General features: G+C 70.1%; 10 protein-coding genes and 1 pseudogene. 8 read left to right on the forward strand and 3 right to left on the reverse strand.

The genetic code is table 11. From position 1 onward, the window contains the following. Nucleotides 1-379: 379 nt before the first annotated feature. From ACZ3TS_RS16390 to ACZ3TS_RS16420, 7 genes are all read left to right on the forward strand, one after another. Nucleotides 380-1,189, forward strand: a complete 810-nt coding sequence (locus ACZ3TS_RS16390) for an NAD-dependent epimerase/dehydratase family protein (RefSeq protein ID WP_467618241.1) — start codon at nt 380-382, stop codon at nt 1,187-1,189. 256 nt (nt 1,190-1,445) lie between these two features. Beyond that, on the forward strand, nt 1,446-2,216 hold the full coding sequence (locus ACZ3TS_RS16395) for a DeoR/GlpR family DNA-binding transcription regulator (RefSeq protein WP_467618244.1): 771 nt from the start codon (nt 1,446-1,448) through the stop codon (nt 2,214-2,216). Between the two features lie 96 nt (nt 2,217-2,312). Further along, nucleotides 2,313-3,683, forward strand: a complete 1,371-nt coding sequence (locus tag ACZ3TS_RS16400; protein ID WP_467618245.1) for an ABC transporter substrate-binding protein — start codon at nt 2,313-2,315, stop codon at nt 3,681-3,683. Then, nucleotides 3,680-4,618 (forward strand): carbohydrate ABC transporter permease, encoded by a 939-nt coding sequence (locus tag ACZ3TS_RS16405; protein WP_467618248.1) that lies wholly within the window; start codon nt 3,680-3,682, stop codon nt 4,616-4,618. The genes ACZ3TS_RS16400 and ACZ3TS_RS16405 overlap by 4 nt, the downstream gene beginning before the upstream one ends. Then, nucleotides 4,615-5,460, forward strand: coding sequence for a carbohydrate ABC transporter permease (locus ACZ3TS_RS16410; RefSeq protein ID WP_467618250.1), 846 nt, complete (start codon nt 4,615-4,617; stop codon nt 5,458-5,460). Before ACZ3TS_RS16405 ends, ACZ3TS_RS16410 begins: the two co-directional genes overlap by 4 nt. Next, nucleotides 5,457-6,446 (forward strand): zinc-dependent alcohol dehydrogenase family protein, encoded by a 990-nt coding sequence (locus ACZ3TS_RS16415; protein WP_467618252.1) that lies wholly within the window; start codon nt 5,457-5,459, stop codon nt 6,444-6,446. The genes ACZ3TS_RS16410 and ACZ3TS_RS16415 overlap by 4 nt, the downstream gene beginning before the upstream one ends. A gap of 91 nt (nt 6,447-6,537) precedes the next feature. After that, nucleotides 6,538-7,743, forward strand: a complete 1,206-nt coding sequence (locus ACZ3TS_RS16420) for a TerD family protein (RefSeq protein WP_467618346.1) — start codon at nt 6,538-6,540, stop codon at nt 7,741-7,743. 62 nt (nt 7,744-7,805) lie between these two features. Here the strand turns inward: ACZ3TS_RS16420 and ACZ3TS_RS16425 are convergent, their stop codons facing one another. Further along, on the reverse strand, nt 7,806-8,372 hold the full coding sequence (locus ACZ3TS_RS16425) for a TetR/AcrR family transcriptional regulator (RefSeq protein ID WP_467618254.1): 567 nt from the start codon (nt 8,370-8,372) through the stop codon (nt 7,806-7,808). 161 nt (nt 8,373-8,533) lie between these two features. Between ACZ3TS_RS16425 and ACZ3TS_RS16430 the strand changes: the two genes are divergently transcribed. Then, complete coding sequence (locus tag ACZ3TS_RS16430) at nt 8,534-9,997, forward strand: MFS transporter (RefSeq protein WP_467618256.1); 1,464 nt, start codon at nt 8,534-8,536, stop codon at nt 9,995-9,997. Here ACZ3TS_RS16430 and ACZ3TS_RS16435 read toward each other — a convergent pair. Both ACZ3TS_RS16435 and ACZ3TS_RS16440 read right to left on the reverse strand, forming a co-directional pair. Further along, nucleotides 9,982-10,580: pseudogene (locus tag ACZ3TS_RS16435) on the reverse strand (pyridoxal-phosphate dependent enzyme); the annotation flags it as partial. The gene ACZ3TS_RS16430 and the pseudogene ACZ3TS_RS16435 sit on opposite strands and share 16 nt — an antisense overlap. Nucleotides 10,581-10,738: 158 nt before the next feature. Continuing rightward, nucleotides 10,739-12,181, reverse strand: coding sequence for an alkaline phosphatase PhoX (locus ACZ3TS_RS16440; RefSeq protein WP_467618258.1), 1,443 nt, complete (start codon nt 12,179-12,181; stop codon nt 10,739-10,741). Nucleotides 12,182-12,274 lie beyond the last annotated feature (93 nt).

Consider the following 12,274-nt stretch of genomic DNA (forward strand, 5'->3'; position numbering starts at 1 on the left):
GACCGGACCTCACACGGTGCACGTCTCTGATCCACATCCATATTTCTGAACGCGCCCACGCTAAAGGGCCACCTCAAGGCAGGTCAAGCGCACAAACCGGCAACTCGGGCGCGGATTTCGCGCCTCCGCGCCACACTTGACGGGGCGCGCCGCCGCTCCGTAGCGTGTCCATGAATGTGAATGCCGTACACAAATGCGGCCGCTGGCTCCGCGAGTGAGCCGGAGGGGCACGCCGGTGTCGAGAGCCCATGGGGACACCTCCCACGCGAGCCGGCCGAGCGCGGGGAGCGCGGCCCGAAGGGCTGAGCACGATCGGTCCCTCGACACCGGCGGAAAGCGCCTCGCAGGCGACCGAGCAAGAGAACAAGGAGACCCGAGGATGCCCGCTCCCCGCACCGTTCTGCTCACCGGCGCCGCCGGCGGACTCGGCACCCTGATGCGGGAACTGCTGCCGCGGCACGGCTACGAGCTGCGGCTCCTGGACCTCAGGCCGATCGAGGGCGAGCCCGACGCGATCACCGCGGACCTCGCGGACCGGGAGGCCCTGCGCGAGGCGGTGCGGGGCGTCGACGCGATCGTCCACCTCGCCGGTATCTCCCTGGAGTCCACCTTCGAGAAGATCCTCAAGGCGAACATCGAGGGCACGTACAACCTGTACGAGGCGGCACGCGAGGAGGGCGTGCGCCGGATCGTGTTCGCCTCCTCCAACCACGCCGTCGGCTTCACCCCGCGCCCCCAGGGCGACGACCCGCTGATCCCGATCGACACCCCGCGTCGGCCCGACACCTTCTACGGCCTGTCCAAGTCCTTCGGCGAGGACCTGGCCCAGTTCTACTGGGACAAGCACGACCTGGAGACGGTCTCCGTGCGCATCGGCTCCTGCTTCCCCGAGCCCACCAGCGTCCGCATGCTCTCTGTCTGGATGAGCCCCGAGGACGGCGCCCGGCTCTTCCACGCGGCCCTGACCGCCGAGAACGTCGGGCACACCGTCGTCTACGGCTCGTCCGCGAACACCCGCCTGTGGTGGGACCTGACGACCGCCAGGGCGCTCGGCTACGAGCCGCAGGACGACTCCGAGCCCTACGCCGAGAAGCTGGTCGCCGAGCAGGGTGAGCTGGAGCCGGGCAACCCGGCCCACGCACGTCTGGGCGGCCACTTCGTCACGGAACCGCCGATCTGGCCGTACTGACGAGACGCACCGAGGGCGGGCGGGCACCGAACGGGCCCGCCCGCCCCGCTTTTCGGGCACGGAGGCTGCCCGATCTCACCGGCCACCCCGCTCCACCGCTGGTCCGCGCCGGGCACACTTTCCGCCATACGGGCAGGATCGGGCATACTCGGACCCGCAACAGACCTGGTCACCGCCGCACAGCGGCTGTAGAACATCCCCCATGGGTCCTACGGGGCCCGAACGGGCACAGCGCAGGCAGGCAGGAGGTTCGGCGATGACGGCGAAGACCGCGGAAGAACGACAACGCGAGATCGTCAAGGCCGCCCGCCGCACGGGCTCGGTCGACGTCACCTCGCTCGCCGCCGAACTGGGCGTCGCCAAGGAGACCGTACGACGTGATCTGCGCGCCCTGGAGGACCACGGGCTGGTCCGCCGCACACACGGCGGCGCCTATCCCGTGGAGAGCGCCGGCTTCGAGACGACCCTCGCCTTCCGCGCCACCAGTCACGTGCCCGAGAAACGCCGGATAGCGGCCGCCGCGGCCGAGCTGCTCGGGGACGCCGAGACCGTCTTCGTGGACGAGGGGTTCACTCCGCAGCTCATCGCCGAGGCGCTGCCCCGGGACCGCCCGCTGACGGTGGTCACCGCGTCCCTGGCCACCGCGGGCGCGCTCGCGGAGGCGGAGAACACCACGGTCCTGCTGCTGGGCGGCCGGGTGCGGTCCGGCACGCTCGCCACCGTCGACCACTGGACGACCAAGATGCTGGCCGGATTCGTCATCGACCTGGCGTACATCGGCGCCAACGGCATCTCCCGCGAACACGGGCTGACCACGCCCGACCCGGCGGTCAGCGAGGTCAAGGCCCAGGCCATCCGCGCCTCCCGCCGCACGGTCTTCGCCGGGGTGCACACCAAGTTCGGGGCGGTGAGCTTCTGCCGGTTCGCGGAGATCGGCGACCTGGAGGCCATCGTCACCGGCACGCTGCTGCCGGCGTCCGAAGCACACCGCTACTCGTTGCAGGGCCCTCAGGTCATCCGCGTCTGAGACCGCCCGGGAACATCTCAAGAACGGCCCACTTCCCCAGGGGCACACCCACGCCCGAGCGCGCCCCTTATCTCCCCAAAAGTCCAGGAGCGATGCATGCGCACCCAGAGCCGACGGAGGCCGCGAGCCGTACTCGCCATGGCCGCCGCAGGGACGCTGCTCGCCCCGCTTCTCTCCGGCTGCTGGGCCGGAGCGGGCGGGTCGGGTTCCGGCGGCGACTCCGTCAACGTGCTGATGGTCAACAACCCGCAGATGGTGGAGTTGCAGAAGCTCACCGCCGCGCACTTCACCAAGGAGACCGGCATCAAGGTGAACTTCACCGTGCTGCCGGAGAACGACGTCCGCGACAAGATCAGCCAGGACTTCGCCAACCAGGCGGGTCAGTACGACGTCGCCACCTTGAGCAACTACGAGATACCGATCTACGCCCGCAACGGCTGGCTGCACGAGATGGACTCGTACGTCGCCAAGGACGGCGCCTACGACGAGCAGGACGTGCTGAAGCCGATGCGCCAGTCGCTGACCGGCGACGACGGCAAGCTCTACGGGCAGCCCTTCTACGGCGAGTCGTCCTTCCTGATGTACCGCAAGGACGTCTTCGCCGAGAAGGGCCTGACGATGCCCGCCCACCCCACCTGGCAGCAGGTGGCCGACCTCGCCGCCAAGGTGGACGGCGCGCGGTCCGGGATGCGGGGCATCTGTCTGCGCGGCCTTCCCGGCTGGGGCGAACTCATGGCACCGCTCACCACGGTGGTGAACACCTTCGGCGGCACCTGGTTCGACAAGAACTGGACGGCGCACCTGGACTCGCCCGAGTTCGTGAAGGCGACGAAGTTCTATGTCGACCTGGTCCGTCAGCATGGCGAATCGGGCGCCGCGCAGTCCGGATTCGCCGAGTGCCTCAACAACATGACCCAGGGCAAGGTCGCCATGTGGTACGACGCCACATCCGCGGCCGGCCTCCTGGAGGCCCCCAAGTCCCCGGTCAAGGGGAAGCTCGGCTATGCCCCGGCGCCGGTGGAGAAGACGCGGAACTCCGGCTGGCTCTACACCTGGGCCTGGGGCCTGCAGAAGGCGTCCCGCAACCCGGACAAGGCCTGGAAGTTCATCTCCTGGGCGTCCAGCAAGCAGTACGAGCAGCTCGTCGGCGACACCAGCGGCTGGGCCAACGTCCCCGCGGGCAAGCGCGCCTCCACGTACGAGAACGCGGACTACCGCAAGGAGGCGGCCTCCTTCCAGGAGATGACCCGCGAGGCCATCGAGGGCGCCAGGCCCACCGACCCCGGCGTACAGCCGCGCCCCGCGCCCGGCATCCAGTTCGTCGGCATCCCCGAGTTCACCGACCTCGGCACCAAGGTCTCCCAGGAGATCAGCGCGGCCATCGCCGGACGCCAGTCCGTCGACGCGGCCCTCAAGAAGTCCCAGAAGCTCGCCGAGCAGATCTCCAAGGAGTACGAGGGACGATGACCGCCACGACGACGGCCCCTGTGGCCGCGACTCCCGTACGCACCGCACACCGGCCCTCGGCCCGCCTGCGCGCCTGGGCCACCCGGGCTCCGCTCCTGCCCGCCCTGATCTTCATGATCGCCGTGACCCAGCTGCCCTTCGTGGCGACTCTGGTGATCTCGTTCTTCGACTGGAACGCCCTGTATCCGAAGGCCCGCCACTTCACGGGACTCGACAACTACCACCAGGTCCTGACCGACCCGGACCTGCGTCACTCGGTGTGGACGACGGTCCTGCTGACGGTCGCGGTGGTGCTGGCCAGCCTGGTCCTCGGCCTGGCACTGGCGCTGCTCCTCGACCGGAGGTTCCGGGGTCGCGGTGTGGTCCGCACGCTGCTGATCGCCCCGTTCCTGGTGGTCCCCGTCGCCGCGGCCCTGCTGTGGAAGCACGTGCTCTACAACCCCGAATACGGTCTGCTCAATGGGTTGTTGCACTATGTGGGCGGCCCTCAGCCGGACTGGATCTCCAACACCCCGCTCCTCGCTGTCGAGGCCTCGCTGGTCTGGCAGTGGACGCCGTTCATGATGCTGATCCTGCTGGCGGGCCTGCAGAGCCGCGACCACGAGCAGATCGAGGCCGCACGGGTGGACGGCGCGAGCGACTGGCAGATCTTCCGCCACCTCACGCTGCCGCATCTGCGCCGCTACCTCGAACTCGGAGCCCTGCTGGGCTCGATCTACATCGTCCAGAACTTCGACGCGGTCTTCACGCTCACCTCGGGCGGTCTGGGCACCGCGAACCTCCCCTACACCGTCTACCAGAGCTTCTACCAGGCCCATGAGAACGGCCTGGCCTCGGCCGCCGGCGTCCTGGTCGTCATCGGCTCGATCGTCATCGCGACCTTCGCCCTGCGCGTGGTGTCGTCCCTGTTCCGCGAGGAGGTGTCCCGCGCATGAGCGCCGTCGCCGTACGTATCCGCAGCCGCCGCGGAGCGGGCCTGGGCCTGCTGGCCTGGCTGGTCGGTCTGCTGTTCTTCCTGCCCATCGCCTGGATGGCCCTGACGTCCTTCCACTCGGAGGCGGACGCCGCAACGAACCCCCCGTCCTTCGGGGCCGCCCTGACCCTGGACGGCTACCGCGACTTCTTCGGCGTGGGCGGCGGCGCGAGCCCCTGGCCCGCCCTGATCAACTCGACGGTGGCGTCGCTGGTGTCGACCCTGTGCGTCCTGCTGCTGGCCCTCCCGGCGGCATACGCGCTCTCCATCCGCCGGGTGAAGAAGTGGACCGACGTCCTGTTCTTCTTCCTCTCCACGAAGATGCTGCCGGTGGTGGCGGGCCTGCTGCCGATCTATCTGTTCGCCAAGAACACGGGGATGCTGGACAACATCTGGCTGCTGGTCATCCTCTACACCTCCATGAACCTGCCGATCGCGGTGTGGATGATGCAGTCGTTCCTCGCCGAGGTCCCGGTGGCGGTGATCGAGGCGGCACAGATCGACGGCGCCCGGCTGCCGACGGTCCTCGCGCGTGTGGTGGCCCCCATCGCCCTGCCGGGCATCGCCGCGACGGCCCTGATCTGCTTCATCTTCAGCTGGAACGAACTGCTGTTCGCTCGAGTGCTCACGGGCGTGGTCGCCGAGACCGCCCCCGTCTTCCTGACCGGCTTCATCACCAGCCAGGGCCTGTTCCTGGCGAAGGTGTGCGCCGCGTCGCTCGTCATCTCCCTGCCGGTGCTCGCCGCGGGGTTCGCCGCCCAGGACAAGCTGGTCCAGGGCCTGTCGTTGGGAGCCGTGAAATGAAGGCCGCCGTCATCGAGTCCGTGGGCCGCGCCGTCGTCTCCGAAGTCCCGGACCCGACGCCCGGGCCCCGCGAGGTCGTCGTCGAGGTCGCGGCCTGCGGTCTGTGCGGTACCGACCTGCACATCCTCCAGGGCGAGTTCGCGCCCAAACTGCCGATCGTGCCGGGGCACGAGTTCGCGGGTGAGGTGGTCGGGGTGGGCACCCAAGTCACCGAGGTGTCGGTCGGCGACCGGGTGGCCGTGGACCCGTCCCTGTACTGCTACGAGTGCCGGTACTGCCGTACGGGCCACAACAACCTGTGTGAGCGGTGGGCAGCGATCGGCGTCACGACGGCCGGCGGAGCGGCACAGTACGCGGTGGCGCCCGTGGCCAACTGTGTGAAGCTCCCCGAGCACGTCCGCACCCAGGACGCGGCGCTGATCGAACCGCTGTCCTGCGCGGTGCGCGGCTACGACGTCCTGCGATCCCAACTGGGCGCGCACGTCCTGATCTACGGCTCCGGAACGATGGGCCTGATGATGCTTGAGCTGGCGAAGCGGACGGGCGCCGCGAGCGTGGACGTGGTGGACGTGAACCCGGCGCGCCTGGAGACGGCGCGGCGGCTGGGTGTCTCGGCGTCCGCGGCGAACGCCGACGAACTGGACCGTCCGCAGGGCTGGGACCTGGTCGTGGACGCCACGGGCAACGCTGCGGCGATCCAGGACGGTCTGGGGCGGGTGGCCAAAGCGGGCACGTTCCTGCAGTTCGGGGTGGCGGACTACGCGACACGGGTCACCATCGACCCGTACCGGATCTACAACCAGGAGATCACCATCACCGGATCGATGGCGGTACTGCACAGCTTCGAGCGGGCTGCGGAGCTGTTCGCGGGCGGTGTCCTCGACCCCGGGGTGTTCATCAGCGACCGGATCCCGCTGGAGCGGTACCCGCAGGCCCTGGAGCAGTTCGCGGCGGGAGTGGGGCGCAAGATCGTGGTGGTGCCGTAGGGATGCGGGCCGGGGGCCGTCCGCTCAGCCATATGGCCCCCAGGTAAGGGAACGGTAAAGCGGTCCCGTTCGTTCACCGGCCATGACAGCTATGACCCCCGGCTCGAACATCCCTCTCGGAGTCACCCGCACGGCGGTCGACGTCGCCGCCCCGGTGCGCCTCGACGTGTCGGCCCTGCTGCTGACCGCCGACGGCAAGGTGCGCTCCGACGACGACTTCATCTTCTACAACCAGCCCTCGGGCCCGGGCGTCAGCTACCGGTCCGGCGGCGGTACGAGCCCCGACTCGATCACGGTCGACACCTCGGCCGTCCCCCCGGGCATCGAGAAGATCGTCGTCACGGCCAGCCCGGACGCCGCCGGCCAGACCTTCCAGGGCATCGAGCCGACGGCCACGATCCGCAACGCGGACGACAACTCTGTTCTGGCCACCTTCACCCCGCCCCAGCTCGGCTCGGAGACCGCCTTGGTCATCGTCGAGATCTATCTCCGCAGCGGCGGCTGGAAGGCCCGCGCCGTGGGTCAGGGGTATGCGAACGGCCTGGCGGGCATCGCGACCGACTTCGGCGTCACGGTGGAGGAGCCGGCCTCGCCCGCCCAGCCCGTCGCCCCGGCCGCGCCCGCCATGCAGCCGCCGGCCGCCCCACCGGCGCCGACCCTCGCCGCACCCCCGGCGCCCGCCGCTCCCCCGGCCCCGCCCGCCCCGGCCCCCGGCGCCGGGAAGATCAACCTCGACAAGGGCCGGGTCAGCCTCCAGAAGAACCAGACCGTCTCCCTCGTCAAGGGCGGGCGCCCGCTGCTCTCCCAGGTCAAGATGGGCCTCGGTTGGGAGCCCGCCTTCCGCGGCAAGGACATCGACCTGGACGCGTCCGTCATCGCGTACGGCCCCCAGCGCAACCACATCGACAGCTGCTACTTCGGCAAGCTGACCATCCTGAACGGCGCGATCAAGCACTCCGGCGACAACCTCACGGGTGAGGGCGGAGGCGACGACGAGGTCATCGTGGTCGACCTCGGACGCCTTCCGCAGGAGGTCACGGGCCTGGTCTTCACCGTGAACTCCTTCTCCGGACAGAAGTTCACAGAGGTCGCCAAGGCCTACTGCCGCCTCGTGGACGCCGCGACCGACCAGGAGCTGGTCCGCTTCGACCTCACGAGCGCCGAGCCGCAGACGGGCGTGATGATGGCCAAGCTCGTCCGGCAGTTCTCCGGGGAGTGGGACATGACGGCCATGGGCGACTTCGTCAAGGCCCGCACCGTGCGGAACATGGTGAAGCCGGCGGCGCAGGCGCTGTAGCAGTCGTACGACACCTGCGGGCGCCCGAGTCGGGGGTGCCCGCAGGCACGGCGGCCGGCGTCCTATGGCCGCAACCCCTCCGTGAGCAGCGACAGATACCGGCGGATGTGCTTGCCCTGTCCGTTCGCCAGCTCGGACGCCGTCGCCACCCCGTGCGCCAGCCGCAGGATCTCGATCGGCTCGAGGTCCGCCCGCAGGGTCCCCTCCCGCTGTGCCGCCTCGACCAGACGCCCCGCGGCCTCCTTCATGGAGATGCCGCAGGCGGTGACGGCGACCGAGCTGCCGTCCGTCACGGCCGACCCCAACAGGGCCTTCAGACCGCGCACCTGGATCGTCCCGACACAGAGTTCGACCAGCCACTCCACGAGCGCCTCGCCCGGCGGCAGTTCCTCCGCGAGCTCGTCGGCCCGCCCGGCGATCGCCTCGATCCGGTCGACGTAGGCCGCCTCCAACAGTGCCTGACGCGTCGGGAAGTGCCGGTAGAGCGTGCCGGATCCGACCCCCGCCCGCTTGGCGATGTCATCGAGCGACGCGTTCTCACCGTGCTCGGCGAACGCGACGGCCGCCGCCTTCAGCAACCGCTCGTAGTTGCGACGGGCGTCCGCGCGCATGGGCCTGACCTGCGCCATCCAGATACTCCTTGCGAACCGGGGACCCTCTCCGTATCTTATCGAGCATTAAACGGAGACAGTCCCCGGTTATCTCCGCGGGCGGTCCGTGCTGCCCGCGCACCGTTCCTCCGTGCTGCCCGCACACCTCTCGCCCGGGGACACGAGACCGGGAGAACTCCATGTCCACCCCGTCCGCACCGTCCACGACCGCCGACGCACGCTCCGCACAACAACCACCCGCCAGGCCCGGCACCGTCCTCTTCGTCGTCGTCACCGCCTACCTGATGGTCGGCGTCGACTCCACCGTCGTCAATGTCGCGCTGCCCGGCATCCAACAGGACCTGCACTTCAGCCGCACCGGCCTGTCCTGGGTCCTCAACGCCTACACCCTCGCCTTCGGCGGACTGCTGCTGCTCGGCGGGCGCGTCGGCGACATCGTCGGGCGGCGCCGTACGCTCACCGTCGGCGTCCTGCTCTTCGCCTTCTCCTCCCTCCTCGGCGGCCTCGCCTCCGAGAGATCCTGGCTGCTGGTGGCCCGCGCGCTCCAGGGCATCGGCGCCGCCCTCACCGCACCCAGCACCCTCGCCCTGATCACCACCACCTTCCCGGAGGGCCCGCGCCGCCACCACGCCCTGAGCGTCTACTCGTCGACGGCCGGCATCGGTGCCTCCGTGGGCCTGGTCCTCGGCGGCATGCTCACCTCCTGGGCATCCTGGCGCTGGGCCCTGCTGATCAATGTGCCCATCGGCGTCGCGGTCGCCTGGGCCCTCCCCCGTTTCGTCGCCGAGACCCCGCGCCACACGGGCCGGTTCGACGCGACGGGCGCGCTCACCGGGACGGCCGGGACGGCCTCGCTCGTGTACGCGTTCATCCGCGTCTCGGAGCAGGGCTGGAGCGACCCGGGGGCGCTCCTCGGCTTCAGCACGGCGGCGGCCCTGCTGACGGGCTTCGCCCTGATCGAATCCCGGGCCGGACAGCCGATCATGCCGCTGCGCCTGTTCGCCAGCCGCAACCGCGCGGGCGGCTATGCGGGCGTCCTGCTGCTGCCCGCGGGCATGTTCGGCGCGTTCTACTTCCTCACCCTCATCAGCCAACAGGTCCTGGACTACAGCCCGTTGCGCGCGGGGTTCGCCTTCCTGCCGTTGACCCTGGCGATGTTCACGACCGTGCGCCTGGTGCCCCGGCTGCTCGCGCGCCTCGGCGCCAAGCCGGTGCTGCTCACCGGCATGACCCTGCTCGTCGGGGCAGCCGCCTGGCTGTGGCGGCTGCGGCCCGGCGACGGCTACACCGCCGGGCTGCTCGGCCCACTGCTACTGATGGGGCTCGGCGTCGGGTTGAGCTTCATGCCGCTCAACGCGACCGTCCTGGCCGGAATCGAGCCGCGCGAGGCCGGTGCCGCCTCCGGTCTGCTCCAGACCCTGCAATGGCTCGGCGGCACCCTCGGCCTGTCCGTTCTGGTCACGGTGTTCGGCACGGCGACGCGGCATGCGACCGGCTCCCCGGCGGAGATCCTCACCCACGGCGCGGCCCGCGCGTTCGGTGTCGGCTCGCTGATCGCGCTGACCGCCCTGCTGGTGTCGGCTTTCGCGATCACGGGCAACAGGCCGAAGGCCCGCTCGGCCGCCCAGAACAGCGCGCTGTAGGCGTTCAGCGCGGGCTGTCCGCCCAGGTGGGCGTAGAGGACGGTGGACTCCAGGCCGATCTCCCCGCGCGAGACGAGGTCGACGAGCCCGGCCATCGATTTCCCCTCGTAGACGGGGTCGGTGACCATACCCTCGGTGCGGGCCGCCAGCCGCATCGCCTCCAGCGTGGTCTCGTCCCGGATGCCGTAGGTGCCCGCGTGATACCGCTCGTCCAGTTCCACGTCCGCCTCCGTCAACTCCGCACGCACACCGATCAGCTGCCCGGTGTTGCGGGCGATCCGGGCGATCTGCTCCCGGGTGCGGGCCGGCTCCGCCGACGCGTCGATGCCGATCACGCGGCGTCGACGTCCGCCCGCCTCCTCCAGCGCCCGGAACCCCGCGACCATGCCGGCCTGGGTCGAACCGGTCACGGAACACACGATCACGGTGTCGAAGAAGCGACCCAACTCCCGCTCTCGCGCGGCGACTTCGTACGCCCAGCCCGCGAATCCGAGGCCGCCGAGCGGGTGGTCGGAGCTCCGGCGGGGATCGCGTACGGCTTGCCGCCCGCGTCCTCCACCTCGCGCAGCGCCTGCTCCCAGCTCTAAGAGGGCCCGCATCGAAGTGCGGGCCCTCAACCTGCCTCAGGCGGGATCTTCAGCACCCGAATCGCCCCTACGGAAGCGCACCACCGGGCCGGCGCAGCGCCCTCGCCCGTCCGCGGAATCGGACTGGGCCCACCCGTACGAGTGGCACTCCGTTCTAACGCTGCTGGCGCTTCCAGGGCCCGGTGATGGCGAGCATGATGCCGGGCTCCTGAATGTTGGCGAACAGGGTCTTCCCGTCGGGCGAGAAGGTGACGCCGGTGAACTCGCTGTACTCCGGCTCCTCTTCGGTGCCGATGTTCAGTTCGTTGCGGGCGATCGGATACGTGCGGCCGCTGTCCGTGGCACCGAAGAGGTGCTGGATGCCCTCACCGTCCTCGGCGATGACCAGACCGCCGTACGGGGAGACGGTGATGTTGTCGGGCCCGTCGAAGTTGCCGTCCTTCGCCGGGTCGGGGTTCACGCCGAGCAGGACCTTCAGCGTCAGGGTGCGGCGCCGGGGGTCGTAGAACCAGACCTGGCCGTCGTGCTGGACGGGGCTTTCCTCGCGGGCGTACGAGGAGACGATGTACGCGCCGCCGTCGCCCCACCACATGCCCTCCAGCTTGCGGGCACGGGTGACCTCGCCTGCCGCGAACTGCTTGCGGACGGAGACCGTCTTGGCATCGCGGTCCGGTACGTCGACCCAGTCGACCCCGTACACCGTGCCGATCTTCGTGGCACGGGAGAGGTCGTCGACATACCGGCCGCCGGAGTCGAAGCACTTGAATGTCTGGAGGCGGCCCGCGTCGTCGGCGAGCGTGCGCAGCTTGCCGCGGCCGTGGTGGAAGCCCTCGGGCGGGATCCAGCGGTACAGCAGACCGTTGGGGCCCGAGGCGTCCTCGGTCAGGTAGAGGTGGCCGCGCTTGGGGTCGACGACGACGGCCTCGTGGGCGTAGCGCCCCAGCGCCTTGATGGGCTTGGGGTCGCGGTTGGCACGCCGGTCCTCGGGGTCGACCTCGAAGACGTAGCCGTGGTCCTTGGTCATGCCGTTCTGGCCGGCCTTGTCCTCGGTCTCCTCGCAGGTGAGCCAGGTGCCCCAGGGGGTGTTGCCGCCCGCGCAGTTGGTGGAGGTGCCCGCGATGCCGACCCACTCCGCGACCTTGTCGTGCCGCACCTCCACGACGGTGCAGCCGCCTGAAGCGGCCGGGTCGTAGACGAGGCCCTCGGTGAGCGGTACGGGGTACTTCCAGTTGGCGCGGGGGCCCTTCAGCTCATGGTTGTTGACCAGGAGGGTGGCGCCGCGCGGGCCGTCGAAGGTGGACGTGCCGTCGTGATTGGAGGGGGTAAACTCGCCCGACTCCAGCTTGGTCTTCCCGCTGTAGGTGATGACGCGGTACGAGAACCCGGCGGGCAGCGCGAGCACGCCCTTGGGGTCGGGGATCAGCGGTCCGTAGCCGACGCCGCCGTGCCGGTCCTCCTCCTGGCCGTCCGCGGTCTCGGTGTCGGCGGACGCGAGGGCTTGGGGAGCGCTCGCGAGAGCGCCGACGCTGCCGGCCAGGGCGATGCCGGCACCGGTGAGCGCGGACCGTCTGGCGAAGTCCCTGCGGGTGAGCGACATGCTGTCTCCTGTGGAAGGGGAGTGAGTCGGTCAGGGGGTGGCGAGCGGACTCCGGTTGCGCGCACACGCTCCCGCTCCCGCCTGAACACCGAT

Source organism: Streptomyces sp. NPDC022910 (genome assembly GCF_055561075.1).

Bases quoted from the DNA above. Each gene is read 5' to 3' on its own strand.
- ACZ3TS_RS16390 (WP_467618241.1), top strand. From the start codon at position 380: ATGCCCGCTCCCCGCACCGTTCTGCTCACCGGCGCCGCCGGCGGACTC.
- ACZ3TS_RS16395 (WP_467618244.1), top strand. From the start codon at position 1,446: ATGACGGCGAAGACCGCGGAAGAACGACAACGCGAGATCGTCAAGGCC.
- ACZ3TS_RS16400 (WP_467618245.1), top strand. From the start codon at position 2,313: ATGCGCACCCAGAGCCGACGGAGGCCGCGAGCCGTACTCGCCATGGCC.
- ACZ3TS_RS16405 (WP_467618248.1), top strand. From the start codon at position 3,680: ATGACCGCCACGACGACGGCCCCTGTGGCCGCGACTCCCGTACGCACC.
- ACZ3TS_RS16410 (WP_467618250.1), top strand. From the start codon at position 4,615: ATGAGCGCCGTCGCCGTACGTATCCGCAGCCGCCGCGGAGCGGGCCTG.
- ACZ3TS_RS16415 (WP_467618252.1), top strand. From the start codon at position 5,457: ATGAAGGCCGCCGTCATCGAGTCCGTGGGCCGCGCCGTCGTCTCCGAA.
- ACZ3TS_RS16420 (WP_467618346.1), top strand. From the start codon at position 6,538: ATGACCCCCGGCTCGAACATCCCTCTCGGAGTCACCCGCACGGCGGTC.
- ACZ3TS_RS16425 (WP_467618254.1), bottom strand. From the start codon at position 8,372: ATGGCGCAGGTCAGGCCCATGCGCGCGGACGCCCGTCGCAACTACGAG.
- ACZ3TS_RS16430 (WP_467618256.1), top strand. From the start codon at position 8,534: ATGTCCACCCCGTCCGCACCGTCCACGACCGCCGACGCACGCTCCGCA.
- ACZ3TS_RS16440 (WP_467618258.1), bottom strand. From the start codon at position 12,181: ATGTCGCTCACCCGCAGGGACTTCGCCAGACGGTCCGCGCTCACCGGT.